The sequence below is a fragment of the sulfur-oxidizing endosymbiont of Gigantopelta aegis genome (assembly GCF_016097415.1).
Taxonomy (GTDB): domain Bacteria; phylum Pseudomonadota; class Gammaproteobacteria; order GRL18; family GRL18; genus GRL18.
On the sequence record NZ_JAEHGE010000001.1, the window covers coordinates 621,718 to 641,179 of the forward strand.

15 protein-coding genes and 1 pseudogene are annotated in these 19,462 nt (G+C 40.9%); 11 read left to right on the forward strand and 5 right to left on the reverse strand.

The window, feature by feature from the left end; all coding sequences use genetic code 11:
• Positions 1 to 3: 3 nt before the first annotated feature.
• From JEU79_RS03110 to JEU79_RS03125, 4 genes are all read right to left on the reverse strand, one after another.
• The gene (locus JEU79_RS03110) at positions 4 to 1,953 is read right to left on the reverse strand and encodes a TonB-dependent receptor plug domain-containing protein (RefSeq protein ID WP_198262923.1); all 1,950 of its coding nucleotides are present in this window, start codon (positions 1,951 to 1,953) and stop codon (positions 4 to 6) included.
• A gap of 315 nt (positions 1,954 to 2,268) precedes the next feature.
• Entirely contained in the window at positions 2,269 to 5,730 is a 3,462-nt protein-coding gene (locus JEU79_RS03115) for a DEAD/DEAH box helicase (RefSeq protein ID WP_198262924.1), read from the reverse strand.
• 38 nt (positions 5,731 to 5,768) lie between these two features.
• Positions 5,769 to 6,896 carry a thioredoxin family protein gene (locus JEU79_RS03120; protein WP_214660481.1) on the reverse strand — a complete coding sequence of 376 codons (1,128 nt, stop codon included), beginning with the start codon at positions 6,894 to 6,896 and terminating at the stop codon, positions 5,769 to 5,771.
• A gap of 403 nt (positions 6,897 to 7,299) precedes the next feature.
• Positions 7,300 to 7,635 (reverse strand): YnfA family protein, encoded by a 336-nt coding sequence (locus JEU79_RS03125; protein WP_198262926.1) that lies wholly within the window; start codon positions 7,633 to 7,635, stop codon positions 7,300 to 7,302.
• A 160-nt stretch (positions 7,636 to 7,795) separates the two neighbouring features.
• Here JEU79_RS03125 and JEU79_RS03130 point away from each other — a divergent pair, with 160 nt between their 5' ends.
• From JEU79_RS03130 to JEU79_RS27910, 11 genes and pseudogenes are all read left to right on the forward strand, one after another.
• Positions 7,796 to 8,218 (forward strand): hypothetical protein, encoded by a 423-nt coding sequence (locus tag JEU79_RS03130; protein WP_198262927.1) that lies wholly within the window; start codon positions 7,796 to 7,798, stop codon positions 8,216 to 8,218.
• 2 nt (positions 8,219 to 8,220) lie between these two features.
• On the forward strand, positions 8,221 to 9,681 hold the full coding sequence (locus JEU79_RS03135) for an efflux RND transporter permease subunit (protein WP_198262928.1): 1,461 nt from the start codon (positions 8,221 to 8,223) through the stop codon (positions 9,679 to 9,681).
• A gap of 323 nt (positions 9,682 to 10,004) precedes the next feature.
• Positions 10,005 to 10,589, forward strand: coding sequence for a hypothetical protein (locus tag JEU79_RS25950; RefSeq protein ID WP_246539956.1), 585 nt, complete (start codon positions 10,005 to 10,007; stop codon positions 10,587 to 10,589).
• Positions 10,583 to 11,548 carry an IS66 family transposase gene (locus JEU79_RS03140; protein WP_198262524.1) on the forward strand — a complete coding sequence of 322 codons (966 nt, stop codon included), beginning with the start codon at positions 10,583 to 10,585 and terminating at the stop codon, positions 11,546 to 11,548. The genes JEU79_RS25950 and JEU79_RS03140 overlap by 7 nt, the downstream gene beginning before the upstream one ends.
• On the forward strand, positions 11,549 to 12,382 hold the full coding sequence (locus tag JEU79_RS03145) for an MMPL family transporter (RefSeq protein ID WP_198262929.1): 834 nt from the start codon (positions 11,549 to 11,551) through the stop codon (positions 12,380 to 12,382). It abuts the gene before it with no gap.
• Positions 12,383 to 12,494: 112 nt separating this feature from the next.
• On the forward strand, positions 12,495 to 13,217 hold the full coding sequence (locus JEU79_RS03150; protein WP_198262930.1) for an outer membrane lipoprotein-sorting protein: 723 nt from the start codon (positions 12,495 to 12,497) through the stop codon (positions 13,215 to 13,217).
• Positions 13,217 to 14,449, forward strand: coding sequence for a DUF1302 family protein (locus JEU79_RS03155; protein ID WP_198262931.1), 1,233 nt, complete (start codon positions 13,217 to 13,219; stop codon positions 14,447 to 14,449). Before JEU79_RS03150 ends, JEU79_RS03155 begins: the two co-directional genes overlap by 1 nt.
• A 112-nt stretch (positions 14,450 to 14,561) precedes the next feature.
• Positions 14,562 to 14,864 (forward strand): heavy-metal-associated domain-containing protein, encoded by a 303-nt coding sequence (locus JEU79_RS03160; RefSeq protein WP_198262932.1) that lies wholly within the window; start codon positions 14,562 to 14,564, stop codon positions 14,862 to 14,864.
• 15 nt (positions 14,865 to 14,879) lie between these two features.
• Complete coding sequence (locus JEU79_RS03165; RefSeq protein ID WP_198262933.1) at positions 14,880 to 15,134, forward strand: glutaredoxin family protein; 255 nt, start codon at positions 14,880 to 14,882, stop codon at positions 15,132 to 15,134.
• A gap of 31 nt (positions 15,135 to 15,165) precedes the next feature.
• Positions 15,166 to 16,115, forward strand: a pseudogene (locus tag JEU79_RS03170) (IS1595 family transposase).
• 89 nt (positions 16,116 to 16,204) lie between these two features.
• Positions 16,205 to 17,509, forward strand: a complete 1,305-nt coding sequence (locus tag JEU79_RS27910) for a cytochrome c biogenesis CcdA family protein (protein ID WP_343074930.1) — start codon at positions 16,205 to 16,207, stop codon at positions 17,507 to 17,509.
• 65 nt (positions 17,510 to 17,574) lie between these two features.
• On the opposite strand, the gene cptA is transcribed toward JEU79_RS27910, so the two are convergent.
• Positions 17,575 to 19,374, reverse strand: a complete 1,800-nt coding sequence (gene cptA / locus JEU79_RS03180; protein WP_198262934.1) for a phosphoethanolamine transferase CptA — start codon at positions 19,372 to 19,374, stop codon at positions 17,575 to 17,577.
• Positions 19,375 to 19,462: the final 88 nt, after the last annotated feature.

Sequence of the window (19,462 nt, forward strand, 5' to 3'; positions counted from 1 at the left end):
AATTTAGAATTTATACAGTACTTCCGCATAAAAATTACGTTCTGCTAAAGGCAAGTCCTTAGGCACTGAAGCCCCGGTATGTTCGCGGGCATCTTCATCAAATAAATTGCGTACCGATGCAGTGAGTTCCCATTGGCTAAAACCGGTATAGCGTAAGGTGGTATCCGCCACCGTATAATCCGCCAGATTGCTACGCATATCTCCCATTGCACGCTCCCTATCCGCTATCCAATTTGCCTGAACATTCCAGTTCCAATGGGGGTGAAAGCGCCAGTCGGAACGAAGATAGGCATCCTGTCCTGGTTCTGATATCTGCCGAAACTTATTATCATCTGGATCGCGATAAGTGTAATTCCCCGAAAAGCTCAGATTTTTACTTGCCTGCCAACGCGCTTCCATTTCTATACCCATAATCTTATTTCTACCGGTATTTTGATATTGCCTGCGACTCTGGCCAACATCTTGAGCACTGATAAAATCAGTAATAACAAATTTAAATAAATTAACGCCTAATTCCAGCGCATGACTGACCTGATAAGACAAAGCCAATTCCAGAGTCTCTGACTCCTCCGGATCTAAACTTGAATTAGCCAAGGTGCGAGAGGTATCTGCATACAACTCTTGAAAAGAAGGGGCGCGAAATCCTTGGCCATACATGAGTTTAGTCGTCAGTTTCTCAGAGGTTTGCCAAATCAAAGCGACACGGGGATTCATGGTATCGCCAAAGTCAGAGTAATCATCATAGCGTGCTCCCATGGTCAACTCCCAATCCTCAGCGAAAGACCAGACATCCTGAATATAAACATGCTTGATTCTACGGGTTCGTTCTGGCGCAAAAGCATAAGGGGTATCTGAAATGTCAACTAAAGGGCCACCCGGTGGTAATGGCAGGCCATCAGATCCTGTACCAAAATTAACCTGTTGTTCAACATGGTATAAGTCCTGCCAATTATAACCCGCGCCAATACGTACTTGATGAGCATTAAAACCGGAATATAAGCCACTGGCTTCAAAGCTGGCCTGACGTTCTGAAGATTCCATTTGATTCAACTTGCCATTCGGGTAGCTTACGCTCGGTGGTGCTTCCTGAAAGCCATTACCTGAAGCATATTCTAAATCCTGATAATGTAGCTTGGCATCAAGCCCCCAGTTATCGCTGAAATTATCATTTTTATAGATCAAGTCCATATCAAAGCGCTCATCTTCAGCGCTCGTTATCGGATCTAAAAAACCTGCACCAGACATACCCGTTTCAAGATTATCGTGGCGCATATAGTTTGCCAGCAATTGCCAGTTTTTATTGGCCATGGAAAAGCGTAAATCTTTATTATCCCAGCCATATTGTGCTGTGCCTCGTGTACCCGCTTTATCTTGCTCAATAGTTGGATCATGTCCATCGGTGGTGGAAAACTCTGCGGTCATACCGAGGTCGAAACCATTCCATTCACCACCGGTTTGCATAAACGCTGAGCGAGTATCAAAACTGCCTGCACGAATACCTACTTGTGTATCGGTGATTTTTCCAGCCGTTTTAGTAATAATATTGATCACCCCGGCACTGGCATCAGCACCATATAGCGCAGAACCAGGGCCACGAATAACTTCAATGCGTTCAATAGCACTGACCGGAATGCCTTTCCAAAAAATACCAAAGGCCCACATGAGATCGCGGGTATCATTGCCATTGACCATCAGCAGGGTTTGAAAGCTGCCAGTACCACGCATGTGTACCAGCGGCCTAAAACCAAAGTTATTGCTATTGATATGGACACCAGGAACAGTTTCTAACACTTCGGTAATATTGCTTGCACCGGTTTTTCTTATTTCGTCAGCGGTGATAACGGTAACAGTTGCAGGGGCTTTAGCCAGTGATTGTTCAGTGCCGGAAGCAATGATAACTTTAACCTGAGTTAATTCTTCCCAGCTTAGAGCCAGTAGATCCTCATCGCTCATATTGGAATTGGAATTCGTATTGGAGTTGGCATAGGAATAGTTGAGCGGGGAAAAGACGCTGAGTAATAAACAGCAACTCCCGAAAAGCTTGACACTTTTTTTATTATTTTGATTGTTGATAATAGCTCACCCACATAAATCACTTCTAAAATCGTTTATAGAAATAATCAGTTAATACCACCGCTGACAAAAGCCTACTATTATCAGGGTTAATAGTAGCTTAGTATTTTTTCCATAAATTATTTTAAGAGTAGCAGAAGCGCTCTTAAATAACAGCATTTGAACCTATTATAACGATAAAACCTTTAGATTTCCTTAAGAGTTTAAAGGGTTCAATAAATCCATTAACTCTTGTTGGGAAAATTGCGGTCCTTTTTTTGCTATATTTTTTACTATAGTACCCTTATCGCCTGGTTTTTTCCCCTGAGCCTTTTCATCTTGATAGAGTCCGTCAGCCAATTTTTGCTTGGCATTTTGCATGGCTAGAATTTTTTCTTCCACGGTTTCTTCGGTCAGTAGTTTATACACAAATACCGGTTTATCCTGGCCTATTCGATAGGCTCTATCCGTTGCCTGGCGTTCCACTGCCGGATTCCACCAGGGATCATAATGAATTACCGTATCTGCTGCCGTCAGGTTCAAGCCAACACCACCTGCCTTGAGGCTGATTAAGAACACTTCCGCATCACCTTCCTGAAAATCCATGATCACATCATCACGATTACGGGTTTGTCCCGTCAATAGACTATAGCTGATATCGTGTTTTTTGAGTTCTTCTTCAATAAAGCCAAGCATTTTAACGAATTGCGAAAAGATAATGATTTTACGCCCTTCTTCAACCATTTCCGGCACCATTTCCATGAGCATATCCAGCTTGGCTGATTGCTGCACATCCTTGGCACTGCTCAGGGATAATAGCCGTGGATCACAACAGGTTTGACGAAGTTTTAATAAGGCATCAAGGATCATTATCTGACTGCGTGCCAGACCTTTTTTACTGATTTCTTCTCGTACTTTTTCATCCATGGCCAAACGCACGGTTTCATATAAATCCCGTTGCTTGCCGGTCAGAGGAATAGTACGGATCATCTCGGTTTTTTCTGGCAACTCGGTCGCGACCATTTCTTTGGTACGACGTAACATAAAGGGCTTAATGCGCTGATGCAATTGTTGTTGGCGATCAGCATCACCCTGCTTTTCTATCGGGGAGCGGAACAAGCGATTAAAGCGCTCCTGGGTGCCCAAAAATCCCGGCATCAAAAAGTGAAATAATGACCAGAGTTCACCCAGATGATTTTCCATCGGTGTACCCGTCATACAGAGGCGATGCTTGGCCTTGAGTTTAAAAATCACCTGCGATGTTTTAGAGCGGGCATTTTTAATATTTTGTGATTCATCTAAAATCACAAAGTTATATTTTTGTTCACTATGAAACTCTTTGTCTCGTAGCATCAAAGCATAAGTGGTCAGGATCACATCGCAATTTTCTATTTCTGAAAATAATGCCTTGCGTGATGGCCCATGTAGCAATAACACGTTTAACTCTGGCGTAAAACGTTTGGCTTCACGCTTCCAATTACCCATGAGACTTGTCGGTGCAATCACTAGGGATGGGAGTTCAGCTTTGTCATTGCCCTCTCTTTGCTTTTCATGCAGTAAATGCACCAAGGCTTGCACAGTTTTACCCAAGCCCATGTCATCAGCCAATATGCCGTTAAACTGGTATTCACGCATAAATTGTAACCAGTTTAATCCCTGTTGCTGATAGTCTCTGAGTTCTGTTTGCAAGCCTTCAGGCGGTTCAACATGCTCTATGCCCTTAAAGTTTTGAATTTTTTTACTCAAGGCCTGTAATTGTTCCGCCCCTTTCCATTTAAGCGCTGGATCATTGAGTAAGGCGCGTAATTGTAGCCCCTGATGCTTGCTGAACAATAAGTTACCGGAGTCATTTAAGGCATGGGTATCATACAACTCCACCAAGGTGTCAAAAATGCCCATAATTCGGGCTGAGGGCAGTTTCACCCAACGCGGATTATGTTCATCTGCGGCATTTTCTGTGACCGGCAAAATAATAAATTCGCGTAATAAAATCCGCTCACGCATTTGTGCCGGATCACTTTCCAGGGACAAAAGCTCCACCAAAGAGGGCAGTAAATTAATGGTTTGACCGTTTAATTCAATCCCCAAACTGATTTCAAACCATTCCTGATTATCCTGTTCTTCCAGTTCGCCATACCACTCATCCGCTTCTTCAATTTGCATATTGAAGCTTTCATCAAAGTGAAACTGCCAGCCTTGCGCCTGTAGTTCTGGTACGACATCATATTGAAAATCGTGCCAATGCCAGAGGCTTGCCGTAGCCGAATCAGCCATAATGGTTTGTTGCAATTGATTGAATTGTGTCAGTCCTAATGAAGCCGCTGAGACAAAGTGACTTTGTTGCAACTGAGTCAAACATTGCAGCTCAAATGCAGCATCACGATTGATCTGATATTGCTGACCCTCTTTAAGAAAACGATAGCTTGAGCTGGTTTTTTCTGGCTGTATCACATGACCGTCATAATTAAAACGTAAATTGAGCAGGTGGACACGCCGCCCCTCCAGCTCAATTGAATGCATAATAACATCGGCTATGGGCTTGCTATCAATAAATATTGTTTCATCACTGAGGCTCACCGGCATGGGTACATCATATTCCGGCCAGGCCTGAAGTAACTGCTCACTTACCTTTTTAGCCATCTCTTCCGGCACTGGCGGTGCATTAAGAATTTGTTCGATTTGTTGGTCGCTTAACTCACTATGTTGCGCCTGACCAATTTGATTGTGTTCACTATCCAGATAGAAGAAGTGTTTTAAATGAAACAACTCTACAGCCTTGGGAGTCACTTCTGCACTGATCTGGTATTGTTGTTGCTCGAGCATCTGAGTTTCTTGCCAGGACAATTTAAAGTCACGCACCGCACCGAATTGCAATGGCTGGTTTAATTCCTGAGTTTTCCAGAAACAACGTTGGGTGGATAATAATTTTTCCAGTGTTAATTCACCAATATCACCCTTGATGGCATAGACATTTTGCCGATAAAACAAGCCTCGCCCGGTCATGCTATAAAGTAATCCGGCTATTTCTACATCCAGTTCATTATGTTCAAAATTAATATGTAAGGAATAGCCATCAACCATGTCTTCCAAGCTTTGCGGACGACTTTTTCCATAACCGCCTTTTTTTAAGCGTCGCGCCACAATGGTGATGATTTCCATATCCTTGCCATCTTCGCTGGGATTTAATAGGTAAAGCAGGACATTGTTATAACCCGGATTAGCATCAGGGGCTGATTCGATAACATGGCTTGCATCCTGTTTTTGCGTCAGAGAAGTCAGCCATTGCTCAACCTGCTGTTCTGCCTGGTAGCTATCCATGCCTTCTAACTCACCGCGTTCATTAATTGACTCAGCATTGCTCTGAGCAAATTTAAACACCGTAGCCACCGCGTGCTTGCAGCGAAAACCGACAGGACAATCACATTCACCAATCACACTGGTATGATTTTGACCTATTTTTAGGGTCACAACGATATGATAGGCAAAGTCCATACTGCCAAACACATCGGCATGGATGGCAATATCCTGCCCTGTCAACGATTCTACCGAAGTGATCTCAACTCGATCACTTTCAAAATACTCGATACCACGATCCAACGTAGCCTGACTAAAGGAATTTTCTATTATTGCTTCCGAAATACCAACCTGAGCCAGTATTGCGATGTACTCTTCATTCATAAACAATCAACGCTTAATTATTATTTCGTATCGGGAAATTATTCTGATGTGCCCTGGGGTGCCAACTCTTTTCGCTCAGAGCCGGAATGTGCTTCCACTTGAGGTAGCTGCTTGCCGCCAAAAATATTATCAAAGCGCCAATTCATGAATTCGGGTGTCTGTATATAGGTTTTATTGACAATAAATTCCAGCACGTTTTTCAGACGATAGACATGAGCCACGGATTCAATTCGGATGATTTCATTGCCTCTTTCATCAAATGCAATCAGGGTTGGTGCATAGAATAAATTCAGTTGTTCTGCCCACTGTCGTGCTGTAATGCGCTGTCCATTGGGGGTAATGATAGGGGTATCGGAGTGCATATCCAGTTGTACGATTTCAAAATGCGACAGCAATTTTCGGGTTTCTTCAAACTCCAAAGGATCTGAATGTAGCACATCGCAGGCATGACAGTCCTGCTGTTCAAAAAACACCAGCAAGGGCTCTTGCGCTTTAAAGTGACTACGATCCAGTGCATACGGAGGCATCATAAAAAAGTCTTCATTGTTAAGCGCTGAGACTTCAAAGCGTGGTGGTGGGTTAGCCCTAAACATATAGTCACGCAATGACTCTTCTTTGTAATAGCCCTGCTCAACATATTCCATGGCAGCCCGAAATTTATACGGTGGATAAAAGCCTCTTAGCATGAGCGCTTTTTCACCTTTTTCATTGTAGAAAATCAGCGTCGGGGTAAAGTTGGCTCGTTCACGTAAGGCATATTCACGCTCAGTCATCACCTGCCCATCCGGTGTGGTTACTTCATTACTACCCCAAATATTGACCGCAATTACATCAAAGTTTTTTCGGGTATACATTTCTATGTCTTTACGGCCAAAATCTTGTTCCATTAGTGCCTGACAATAGGCACAGTGTTTCTGACCGAAATAAACAATAATACCCTTTTTACCGTTTTCTACGGCTTCAGTGATATCTTCGGGTAACACCATAAAGCTTTTTTTAAACCATTCCGGTGTTGCGACTTCGGGAATGACGGGTCTGTCATCAAAACCATTTTCCCATTCTTCATCCCAGTCATCAGCCGCCGTACCTGCGGCATAGAGAGCATGAGAAAACATAATTGCCAATAAAATAATTACAATTTTTTTCATTAATTTATCTGTCTTCATTGAACATAATTCATCACCAACGCTTAAACCATTAAGCAATCGTCCATTATAAAGCAATTTGTCCTCTAAGTGGCGCAATGATGAAAGAATTTTATCTCTTTATTAGGCGTTATTGCTATGCTTCGTGCCTCAATCACAGCCTACGGGCAAACTCAGAGATGGAGGGAAACACTATTCGAGGAAGTTAATGACTGGTATTAAACAGGGAGGGTGTAATTTCACTAATTTTTTTAGGTTTATTAGATGCTATTTTTTTAGCAGGGATTTCAACTAATCTTGGAGCATTCTATAGCAACTGGGCGTTTTCAAAATCAATACCATGTTTGGCATAGTTTTGTTTGCTTTTATTTTCATCGTACTCAAATAACAACATAGTATAAAATATATACCTATTTTAAACTTATTACAATGACTCTTGACTGCCAAGGAGAATAATCAACATACCGGATAAGGCCACTGCCACGCCAATAATATCCCATCGAGTGGGTTGTACGCCGTCAATCCACCACAGCCACATAATGGCAGTTGTTACATAAACACCACCATAGGCGGCATAGACTCGACCGGATTCGGTCGGGTGTAGACTCAATAGCCAGACAAACAGCATCAAACTGAGCCCAGCGGGGATCAGTAGCCAAATAGAACCGTTTTCCCGAAGCCAGAGATAGGGTAAATAACAGCCTATTATTTCTGCCAGTGCGGTTAGAAAAAACAGTAAAGTCGTTTGTAAAATAAGCATTGAGTTCTCGCTATCCATATTTAAATTCTTTAGCTTAAAAAATAACTGTAAATGCATCTCAACACAAGGCTTATTAATAATTCATTTTTTTCTTGACTTGGAGCTAACTCCAGATTGTAAACTCGATGCCATTATTGAGAGATTACTTGGATAAAAGCACATGAACGTCACCCATCACCTACAAAAAGTTCTAAAAAAAGAGCAACAAAAAGAACAAACTATCACCTGGCTTACCTTATTTACCACCACGGGCACATTGGTTTGTTGTGCTTTACCCATTATTTTTGTCACTTTGGGGCTTGGGGCAACTGTTGCCGCCATGACTTCAGCTTTTCCAATTTTAGTCACCATGAGCAAATATAAAATCTGGGTATTTGCTTTTTCTGGCTTCATGTTATTACTTTCCGGTTGGTCGATGTATCGTCCCGGACGACAATGCCCAACGGATAAAGCACTAGGCCAAGCCTGTAGTCGCGCTTATTTATGGAACAAGCGCATCTACTGGAGTTCTGTGTTCATCTGGTCTATTGGTGCTTTTGCTGCCTTTCTTGCCTTACCCTTACGTATCTGGCTGGGGGTATAACGATGTTAGCACTTGCCCGTATTGCCACTGAATACAGTAAAATAATCTTATTATTACTCTTGCTCATCACTTTGGGTTTTGCCTCACAATTACGACACCTGCAAATTGATGATGATATTTTAAATATGATCCCTACGGATCATCCAGCGCGCTTATTACAGGAAAATATCGAACAGCAATTTGGCCTACGTGATCTGGTTATTCTGGCAGTTGAAAATCCTCAGGGAGCATTTAATGTTGAATCACTCGCCCGAATTAAGTCACTTAGTGATTATTTACAATCCCTGCCCGAAATTATTGCCGAAGATGTCACGAGTCTAGCGACAACCGATAATATCGTTGCTCATAATGATGACTTATTAATTCGTCCGCCATTAAGCAAGCTCCCTCATAATGATACTCAAGCCAAAGCCGTTTTTCAGGAAATTAAAGACAATCCATTATTTCTTAATCGTCTGGTTTCTGCTGATGCGAAGGTCATTGCAATTTTTGCCCCCCTAGCAAAAAATACCACCCGCCGCTCAGTCTATGAACAAGTCAGTCAGCATCTTGCGCAATTAGCACCAGCCAAAAATGGCGACCAAATTCTGGTCTCCGGTAATGTGATGATTGAAGGTGCTCTGGGCTTTTCCATGCGCAGTGATTTACGCCGATTAGGGCCGGTGATTATAGTGGTTTTATTATTATTACTGAGCATCTATTTTAAACATTTCAAACTCGCCTTATTACCCATTCTGACGGGCATTATTTCTGTCATTTGGACTATGGGCTTGCTATCAATTCTGCAAATACCGGTTTATTTACCAACCACATTAATTCCTGTGATGCTATTGGTGATTGGTATTACCGATGAGGTGCATTTAATTGCGGTCTATAAAAATCTGGGACTGAATGAAGACCGCCATAAGAGTATTTTCAACGCCTTGAAAAAAATCATTCGTCCTATTGGCCTGACCTCTATGACCACGGGAGTCGGCTTTGTGGCATTAAGTTTCAGCCCTATTTTACCCTTAAAACATTTTGGCTTATTCACCGCCTTTGGCATTATGGTTGCCTATTTTCTTACCTTTAGCCTAACGCCTGCATTTTTAGCACTCATGCACCGCCCTAAAGCCTGGGCTCACTCCAATGCACTGCAGAAAAAATCCCTCATTATCTGGTTATGGTTGTCACAATTGTCTGCCAAAAACATTAGTATCAGTTTGATCTTTATCAGTTTCACGATTGCTTGGGGCGCATCAGGTATTCGTGTTGACGAAAATTGGGTTAATCGCTTTAAGTCCGGGACAATTTTATATGAATCCGATGCCCGACTTAATCAATCACTGGGTGGAACCAGCATGCTTTATGGCTATATTGTCAGCGACCAGGGTACGCTTAAAAAACCTTTCGTATTGCAAGGTATTGAGCAATTACAACAGGCTATCAGTCAGTTAGATAACATAGGCGTAACTTCTCAATAAGTCTGTGCAAAACTTGAAATAAAAACAAAAAAAGTCTTGACAGCATTTTAGAGGACAAAAATTGCATTTTCACTGCCCCATGTAATTTATCCCTATAAATGATCCTGTCGATCTGTCTCAGATCGAAATAGAATATTTTTGAATATTATCTTAACTGAGAGGGAGTTTGATCAACACAGGGCAAACTAAAGAGCCTTAAAAAGCCATGATACAATTGTTTTATTGAAAACAACCTGTATTGATTATAGTGAAAAAATTACCTCCAATTCCAGAGATACCTGAAGAAGAAAAAGACACCGGTAGTCCGATTACTCCTTGCTTTCATGGAGCAACAACAGGAAATCATTCAAAACCAACAGGTTGAAATCGATGCCCTTAAAACAGAAGTTGCTAAGCTTAAAAAGCTACCTCCAAAGCCTAAAATAAGAGCCAGTAAATTGCCAAAGGATGATGACAATGATAATCCGACAGGTCATTCAGGAAGCAAGAAAAACAACTCAGGAAATGGGACTAGTAAAAGTCGTAAACGAAAGAAGAAATTGGCTATTCATAAAACCACCGTTATCAAACCAGATAACCTGCCAGAACATTCACGTTTTTTAGGGTATCAGGATTATTTTGTTCAGGAGCTGCTGATTAAGCCTTTCAATACTCGTTATCGATTGGCTCGCTATAAAACACCCGATGGTGATACCTGTATAGGAAAATTGAGCTTTGATACACATATAGGACATTTTGGCCATACATTACAGAGTTATATCGTTTATCAATATTATCACCAGAGAGTGACTCAGCCATTGATAATACAACAATTAACAGAATTAGGTTTTGATATTTCAACGGGTCAGATCAATGAGATTTTAATCCATGACAAAGACCATTTTCATACTGAAAAAATACATTGCTAACTGCCGGTATCAACAATAGTACTTATATCCATGTTGATGATACGGGTAGTCGTCATGATGGAAAGAATGGTTATTGTACTCACGTTGGCAATGAAACCTTTGCCTGGTTTTCAAGTACTCGATATAAGAGCCGGATTAATTTTCTACAATTGTTACGAGGTGCTGCTGTTGATTATACGCTCAACGATGCAGCACTTGATTATATGAGAGCAGAAAAATTACCTCACAAGCCATTGAGCGTTATTGAACAAAGTCATCAGACTTGCTTTGATAATGAAGAAGCCTGGAAATACTATCTGCAGAACAATAGTATCATAACACAACGGCATGTTCGCATTGCCACAGAAGGCGCTTTACTGGGGGCATTAATTAACAGTGGCTTTCCAAGTGATTTGGTGATTGTGAGTGATGATGCAGGACAATTTGATATTTTGTTGCACGCATTATGTTGGATACATGCAGACAGAGTGTTTCAGCGGATACTACCACTCAATGAGCGACATGATAAAGAACTGAACTGGGTACATACTCAGATTTGGGAACTATTTTATGATCTCAAACAATATAAACTTGAGCCAGATGATCCGTTGAAGTCAGCGATTGCTGAACATTTTGATGAATTGTGCCGGACTAAAACAAGCTTTGAAACGTTGAATCAGGCACTGAAACGATTGGCAAGAAATAAAACAGAATTACTGCTGGTATTGGAACGGCCTGATATTCCTCTTCATAATAATTTGAGTGAAAATGATATTCGAGAATATGTTATTAAGCGTAAAATTAGTGGTAGTACACGCTCAAAGGATGGGCAACTTTGCAGAGATACCTTTGTCAGTTTAAAGAAAACTTGTTTGAAACAAGGAATTTCATTCTGGGATTTTATTAATGACCGGATCAGCAAGAGAAATTTGATCCCATATCTGCCTGAGTTGCTGAAAGGTAAAGTTTGTGCTGTTTAAATGCACAGACTTATTGAGAAGTTACACATAGGCAAGGTAACGTCCATTATTGATTTACTCAAGCGCAGCAATCGGGTATTAAACAATGATGATCCGCTAATGGAAATTTTGCCGGCATCAGAACAAGCCATCGCACAACAATTGTTACTACTTGAATCCAGTGGTGATCCTAATGATTTAGAAGTATGGATTGATAACCAACAGCAGCAAGCATTATTGTGGATACAAATTAAAGATCCCTATGCCTCCACAACCCGACAAATTTTACCTCAGCTAGAACAATTAGTTAAACAGTATATTCCTGAACTCAAGGTCTATTTTGGTGGCCCGGCACAAGTGAATGTCGCCATGGCTGATATGGTCGTCAGTAGTCAATTAAGTAGTTTAGGCCTCTCTTTTGTTGCTATTTTTCTAGTGCTAATGCTTATTTATCGCTCCCTCAGCTGGACATTTCTGGCAATGTTACCCTTAACCATCGCCCTTTTGAGTATCTTTGCCATACTGGCTATTACTGATCGCTACATTGATATACCGCTGGCAGTTCTGGCATCTATCAGTCTTGGCTTAGCAATTGATTATGCTATTTATGTGTTAGATCGTTATCGTCAGGCTCGCCTCGATGGTCAAGCACAAGCGGTACAACACAGTCTGTCTCAAAGTGGTTCTATTGTGCTTTTAAACAGCATCATTCTTGCCATTGGTTTCAGTATTCTAGTACTCTCACAGTTTGCCCCACTGACGGCCATTGGCTTATTAACCGCTGGAGTGCTACTTATCAGTGCTAGCATTTCATTGCTATTGCCGATTTTGGCATCGCATCTATCTCTTAAATAGCCCTTAAACAACCCTTTAAAAAGTGAACAATAAACTTATGCCCTATTCTCTGAGTTTTTACGGTTTTATATTGATCGGCCTACTTTCTGTCAAGGGGCATGAATTGCAGGCAATGGAACAAACATCTTCGCCCGATGCTTTGACCCTGATGCTAGCAGAAAAATTGCGTGATACGGGAAATAATGAACGCGCCGATATTAGCATGATACTCATTGATGCTAAAGGAGCACAACGAGAAAGAAAACTCATTCGCCTACGTGTGAGCGATGGTCGTGAACAAAAGATTCGACTGCAATTCCAATTTCCACCGGATCTACGTGATACAGCTTTATTGTTACATGATCATTCCGACCGTGATGATGATCGCTGGCTTTACCTACCCACCTTACGCAAAGCAAAACGTATCTCCGGCGCTCAGAAATACCGTCATTTTCTGGGTACTGATTTTACCTATGATGAACTCGGTGGCCGTGAACCTGAGGAAGATAAACATCAACTACTGGGTGAAGAAATACTGGATAACAAAGTGGTTTATAAAATAAAAAGTATACCCATAGAACAAGAAAATCCTTATCAGTATCGTCTTACCTGGTTAGAAAAAACAACATCCATTATTTTAAAAGAAGAATATTTTGATCGTCATGGTCGTTTAAAAAAACGTATGCTCGTTAATAATATTCAAAGCCTACAAGGTATTCCAACCATACTGGAACGAGAAATGCAGGACATACAACAGCAACATCGTACTGTTTTGAAATTTTCTCAAGTAAAATATAATACTGATATTAGCTCACGTTTTTTTCATTCACGCCAGCTTGATCGCCCCATTAAATAATGTGCTATCGTTTTAGCCATAGCTTTTATCATAGCTTAGTCTTAGTCTGCATTCTTTTAAACAGCAACCAAGTCCTCGCTGATAAACCACGCTGGCACTATACCTTATCAAATGATAGCGCTATTGCACTTGATGATGGCAAGACGCAAAAATTTCGCACCGTGTTTGCGCCTGAAGTGGCTTGGGATATTGTTGATGACTGGCGTTTTCGTACTCAGGCACGACTATTAAGTGATCCACAATTTGATGGTTGGAGTCATGAGTCATCGCTGCGCGAATTCACTCTGGACTGGGCAAATGATGATAGCCGTGTACGGCTAGGTTTACAGCAAGTCGTCTGGGGACAAGCATCTGGATTTCTCTCTAGCTTTGATGTCTTTCACCCACAGGATCAACGTGAATGGCTATTACCCGCCTTTGATTTTTTGCGTAGGCCTCTGTGGATGGCACAAGCACAGCAGTTTTTTGGCGATTGGATGCTTGAGGCGCTTTGGTCACCAGAGGACAAAGTCAATCGTAGTGCCAATCAGGGTGATATTTTTTATCTCGGAAGTAAACCAGCACCTATAGGCCAAGATATTATCGCCTACAAAAAAAAGCGTGATCATCAACGTTTGGCTCTACGTTTATCCACCAGTTTTGATAGCTTAGATCTCGCATTTATATATATGTCCGTACCGCAAAATAAAGCCATTATTAGTTATGAACCCGTCAGCCCCGGACAGTTAAAACAGGTCAAGCGCTATCAGCGCTATGACATATTGGGCTTGTCTCTTTCGCAACAATTAAATAATGCCATATTGCGCAGTGAGTTAAGCTATTATTCCAATATTGAAGTGCAAACAAGTAGTCTTTCAGGTGTCACTCAAAGTGATAAATTGAATTTTATCTTAGGTATGGATATGACTCTGCTCACGAATATGGATATTACTATTGAGGCTGGGCAGTATACCTTTTTGAATTATCAGGGCAACTTTATCGAACGCAAACACACCACTCGCGCTATGTTTCAGATCAGTAAAACGTTTCGCCACGATACTTTGATTCCTCGTCTGAGTATGGTCAGTGATTTACGCCAAGGCAATCTTTTATTTCGCCCCGCACTGCAATGGCGCGTGACCGATCAATTCATTGTCACTACAGGGCTGGACATTATCAGTGGTAATGGTCAACCGTTTCAAGCCTTAGGTGATACTGATCGAGGTTTTATTCAGCTTGAATTTCGGCAATAACTTATGAATTAGCAAAAATTTAAAATAAAGCTTGATCTGGAGTTGACTCCAGATAGTAATATGTAACTATGTTAAAGAAATAGCTCAGATAAATAATATTGGAGAATTAATCATGAAATCATTACTCATTAGCCTCAGCTTGCTTTTCTTCTTGGTGCTTTCGAGCCTTGCATCAGGCAAACAGGTCGTAAACATTGATATTAACGGCATGAGCTGTAAATTTTGTGCTTATAGTGTGCAAAAAAGTCTCAACACATTGCCTGGCGTTGAAAAGGCTGACGTGAATATCGATACGAATAAAGCCCAAGTGGTAATGGTTGATGGTCATGAAGCCGATATTGAATTGATCAAAAAGAAAATTATTGAATCCGGCTTTAGCCCTGCTAAAGTCACCCTAAGTAATAAAGATAACTAAACAAAGAGAAAAACGATGAATATTGAAATTTTCTCCTCTCCCGGTTGTGGTAAATGCGGCCATGCCAAAGTGGTATTAAGTGAACTAGCAAACGAAATTGGTGGTGATAAAATCAATTGGCGTGAGGTTAATATTCTCGAAGAGATTGATTATGCCGTTGAACTTGGCGTAATGACAACACCGTCAATTGCCATTGATGGTGAATTAATTTTCTTGATTACCCACAAAGCTCCGCCATATTTCGATAACTATACTATAATTATACTATAATTAAAGTATAGATTATGTGTGGAGTAGAATGATGTCAAAAAATAAAATTCAGTTTCAAGAAGGTTATAGTTTATTTGAGCTTTTTAATGATTATGGCACTGACAAACAGTGCCGACAAGCCTTATATTTAAATGGAAATTTCCTGATGGATTTGTTTGCCCAGAGTGTGGCAATAAGACTTATTGCACTCTAGAACATCGCCATCTTTATCAGTGCCACCATTGTCATCATCAGACATCAGCAACCTGTGGGACAATATTTGATAGTACCAAACTGCCTTTATCTAAGTGGTTTTTAGCGATTCATCTTATGACTCAATTGAAGACAGCGGTTTCAGCATTAGAATTAAAGAGACAGCTTAAGGTAAGCTACAATACAGCCTGGAGTATGAAACAAAAGATCATGCAGGTTATGAAAGAACGTGATGACAGTAAACCTTTATCAGGCATCATTCAAATTGATGATGCCTACTGGGGTGGTGAGCACAGAGGCGGCTCCAGAGGTCGTGGTTCAGAAAATAAAACACCGTTCGTTGCAGCCGTTTCTACTAATGAAGATGGACACCCGATTGCAATGAATTTAAATGTGCTTAAAGGGTTTAAATCCAGTGAAATAAAACGATGGGCACAAACTCATTTAACACCTGGAAGTACTGTTTACTCAGATGGGTTAAATTGTTTTCCTGCGGTTAAAGAAGCTGACTGTAAGCATGTTCCAATCGTCACGGGTGGTGGTGCGGCAAGTGTTGATAAAATTGAGTTTATCTGGGTTAACACTATGATAGGTAATATTAAAAACTCTATGAAGGGAAGCTATCATTCCATTAACTCAAAACATTTACCTCGGTATCTTGCTGAATTTTGTTATCGGTTTAATAGACGCTTTAACTTAAAAGACATGATGCCAAGGTTTTTATGCGTGGCGATGAAAACGCCACCTATGAATGGAAAGCTCCTAAAAATGGCGGAGCTTTATGGGTAATCAAGTTAATTTTTGCCGGCCTGCCCTCGGCGAAAAAACTACGTATCGAACTCGAACAACGACTTCAGGCTGAGAAAGCGGAGTAACTTATGATTACCTTATTATTATTAAGTGCAACACTATTAGGCTTACTGGCTTTTTTTGAACCTTGCACCATTGCCACCCATACTTTGTTTTCTGTGCGCGTTAACCAAGCCAATGATCGCCAGGCCTACTATGATTTATTTCTTGTTTGGCTCAGCCGCACACTCTTATTAATAGGTTTACTCACACTTGCTGTGATCTTAATCGAGCCCCCTCAATGGGGAATTTATACCCCCAGCATCATTTTATCTATCATGGCGATGGTCTATGTCATTTCACGTTTCACCTATATTCCCGTGCCCCATTTGGAGTTTTTCAAATTACTGCCCGGCGCTCAAAATTTACCCTTTTCGTTACAATTAGGCCTGACTCTACCCGCCTGTACTCTGCCCTTAGTCGTGGTCACCATGGGCATGGCTGTCACGGTTAATTCCATTGGCTTTGCTATCCTGTCTGGCTTTTTGTTTGCTACTTTATTTACCCTGCCCTTGTTCATTACCGCCTATAAAGGTGTCCATGACGAGACTAAACAATTACTCAATCAGGCCGCTAAAAGCAGCCCCTATCTAACGGCATTATTGTTACTTGGAACCGCCTTATATTTGTTAATGCCAAGCATGAACATCACTGCTGAAGCACTCAAGCAAACCTTGCAAACAGCCAGTTGGGCAGGTATCGGCCTGTCATTTATGGCGGGACTTGTCTTCAGTTTTAATCCCGTTTCTTTCGCCTCTGTGCCCGTTATGCTTGCTTATGTTACCAAGGCGCATGAACCTAAACGTGCGGTATTGATGGGAGGGGCATTTGTCTTTGGTATGCTAACGACTCATGTAGTGCTTGGTGTTGCAGCTGCGTTGGGTGGTGAATGGGTGCAAAGTATCATGGGTAGGCAATGGGGTTTATTATTAGGCCCTGTATTAATTATTATGGGATTGATGTGGTCTGGACTCATTAATATTCGCCTACCCTGGTTTGGTGTTAAGGGAAGAAAAGTCACGGGAATTTGGGGTGCTTTTTTATTGGCGATTCCATTTTCTGTTGCCGTTTGCCCCTTCTGTACACCCGCCTTATTGGTTACTCTAACCGCCAGTGCTGCAATAGGCTCAGTCAGCTTTGGCTTTGTTTTATTGTTGGCCTTTGCTCTGGGGCGCAGTATCCCCATTATTTTAGGCGCATGGAGTATGGGCTGGCTGGAATCCCTGCAAGTGTTGTCCCGACATCAAAAAATATTTGAAATCAGTGCCGGTGTTGTGTTAATTCTGGCTGGCTTCTATATGCTAAATGAGTATTTTTTACTGATTGAATATTAAGGTAAAAAAAATTACCCTTCAGCGCATTTGTAGGGTGGGTATGGCTTTATCTGCCCACCCTACTTTCAAATTTCCTGTTGACTGCGATTGTTTATCATGAGATTAGTTTGTCCTTTGCCAGGAATTTCAGGACGTGCTAAAAAAGGTTCTTTTCTTAAATCACGTAAACTTTTTGGCTTATTTGGATCTCCGATCCAAATAGGGTGCTTAGTAAAGTCGGCATTAACAATACTACGTGTCGCATCAAAGTCTTTAAAATCAATGCCTGCCAAGTCGGTCCAGGTATATATAAAATCAGATGAACTATAAAATCGATGGACTACTTTCTCAACATCTAGCTTAGAATGATGCTTTTTCTTCCATGAATCACTCTGCCAGACAAAAAATGGAATGGTATACATGGGTCCTGTCGGAGCAGCTTCATTACGCCCGGTAAAAAGCCGCTTTGAATTATCATAGACTTCTTCACCATGATCGGATAAATAAGCTAAAAAGCCATTATTGCCACTCTCTTTCAAAGTATTAATTAGGCCTGATAAAACTAAATCATTAAAGTGAATGGCATTATCATAAGCGTTATATTCTTCTACCTGACTTTCATTAAGCCACTTTGGCAAATCTTTATTACTTTGAAACACTGTTGAGTCTTCGGGATAACGATAACTATATTTTCTATGTGTTCCCAACAAATGAATCACTATAAATTTTTTTCTCTGGTCGTTTTTGTTGCTAAATTTAGGGTTTTCTAAAATCGCTTTAAAGGGTCTTAAAACCACATCATCATAGTGTGCCGAATTTTGATTTCTATCATTGTTTAAATAAATTTGCTCATCGGCCTGTTTAGAAAATGTTGTCAGCATGGTATTACGCTTGGTTTGTGTTTGCTGATTGGTTATCCAATAGGTTCTATAGCCCGCCTGTTTCATTAGGTTCATCAGTGTTGGCCGACTTAAATAGACATCTGGATTTTTTTCATCTGCAAAACTAAGCACCTGCTCTAAAGTTTCTATGGTATAGGGCCGAGGTGAAAAAACTTGATCAAATATAATTAAGTCATCTTTCATGGCATCAAGCTGCGGTGTTGTTGGGCGATGATAACCATATAAACTCATCCGCTGTCGATTAGTTGACTCACCTATCACTAACACCAGTGTATTCGATGTTTCATTGTTATTATCATGCAAGCCTTGCAGGGGTGGTAGTTTCTTATTGGCCAGCAAATTTTGTTCGATATCATGAAGTTGTTCTTTATATTTTATATAACCCGCAATCAAATGCCAGGGAGCTGCGGGTTCCATACGATTCATCTGTGCATGTAAAGCCTGTTTTAAAGTGCTATGCTTGACCAAGAGTCGATCATAAGTGGGCCATGCCACGATAGCGAGTATAGAGATGGTTAATGCCATTCGCATTGTTGCCTCAGAGTGAAGTGGTTTTATTTTTGTCCATAAAAAAACCGCCAATGCAGTATAAATAAAAAACCCTAAGACAATCCACCAACTAAAATACGATTCGAGGTATTCACTGCCTTCACTGATATTCGATTCAAATAAGATAAATAGCACACTTTGGGAAAAGTTTTGCCCATAAACGGCATAATAACCAATCAAAACTAATGATGTAGACCAGAGAATGATGCCAAAAATAGCAGACAAACTTTTCGTCTGCCGAGGAAAGAGTATTAATGGAATGAGCCATAAAAAGCTCATGTAGACGGTTTGGCGAAAGCCGTTAAAGCCTGACTGATGACTGAGATATAAAAATAGTTGATAAAACCCAGAAAAATAAAAGAAAAACAGATAGGCGAACCAAAAATGAGACCATGAAAAAGTAAACTGTTGGAATGATTTTTCTGTTGACAGCATAATAAACTCTTTTATCGTTGAGATAGCTGTCTAGACTAACAATTGAAGATTAAGATAGGCTTAAAATTGCTTTATGCAGAGGAAAGAC

Coding starts and splice junctions, on each gene's coding strand:
- JEU79_RS03110 (WP_198262923.1), bottom strand. CDS start 1,953: ATGAGCGATGAGGATCTACTGGCTCTAAGCTGGGAAGAATTAACTCAG.
- JEU79_RS03115 (WP_198262924.1), bottom strand. CDS start 5,730: ATGAATGAAGAGTACATCGCAATACTGGCTCAGGTTGGTATTTCGGAA.
- JEU79_RS03120 (WP_214660481.1), bottom strand. CDS start 6,896: ATGAAGACAGATAAATTAATGAAAAAAATTGTAATTATTTTATTGGCA.
- JEU79_RS03125 (WP_198262926.1), bottom strand. CDS start 7,635: ATGCTTATTTTACAAACGACTTTACTGTTTTTTCTAACCGCACTGGCA.
- JEU79_RS03130 (WP_198262927.1), top strand. CDS start 7,796: ATGAACGTCACCCATCACCTACAAAAAGTTCTAAAAAAAGAGCAACAA.
- JEU79_RS03135 (WP_198262928.1), top strand. CDS start 8,221: ATGTTAGCACTTGCCCGTATTGCCACTGAATACAGTAAAATAATCTTA.
- JEU79_RS25950 (WP_246539956.1), top strand. CDS start 10,005: ATGGAGCAACAACAGGAAATCATTCAAAACCAACAGGTTGAAATCGAT.
- JEU79_RS03145 (WP_198262929.1), top strand. CDS start 11,549: ATGCACAGACTTATTGAGAAGTTACACATAGGCAAGGTAACGTCCATT.
- JEU79_RS03150 (WP_198262930.1), top strand. CDS start 12,495: ATGGAACAAACATCTTCGCCCGATGCTTTGACCCTGATGCTAGCAGAA.
- JEU79_RS03155 (WP_198262931.1), top strand. CDS start 13,217: ATGTGCTATCGTTTTAGCCATAGCTTTTATCATAGCTTAGTCTTAGTC.
- JEU79_RS03160 (WP_198262932.1), top strand. CDS start 14,562: ATGAAATCATTACTCATTAGCCTCAGCTTGCTTTTCTTCTTGGTGCTT.
- JEU79_RS03165 (WP_198262933.1), top strand. CDS start 14,880: ATGAATATTGAAATTTTCTCCTCTCCCGGTTGTGGTAAATGCGGCCAT.
- JEU79_RS27910 (WP_343074930.1), top strand. CDS start 16,205: ATGATTACCTTATTATTATTAAGTGCAACACTATTAGGCTTACTGGCT.
- cptA (WP_198262934.1), bottom strand. CDS start 19,374: ATGCTGTCAACAGAAAAATCATTCCAACAGTTTACTTTTTCATGGTCT.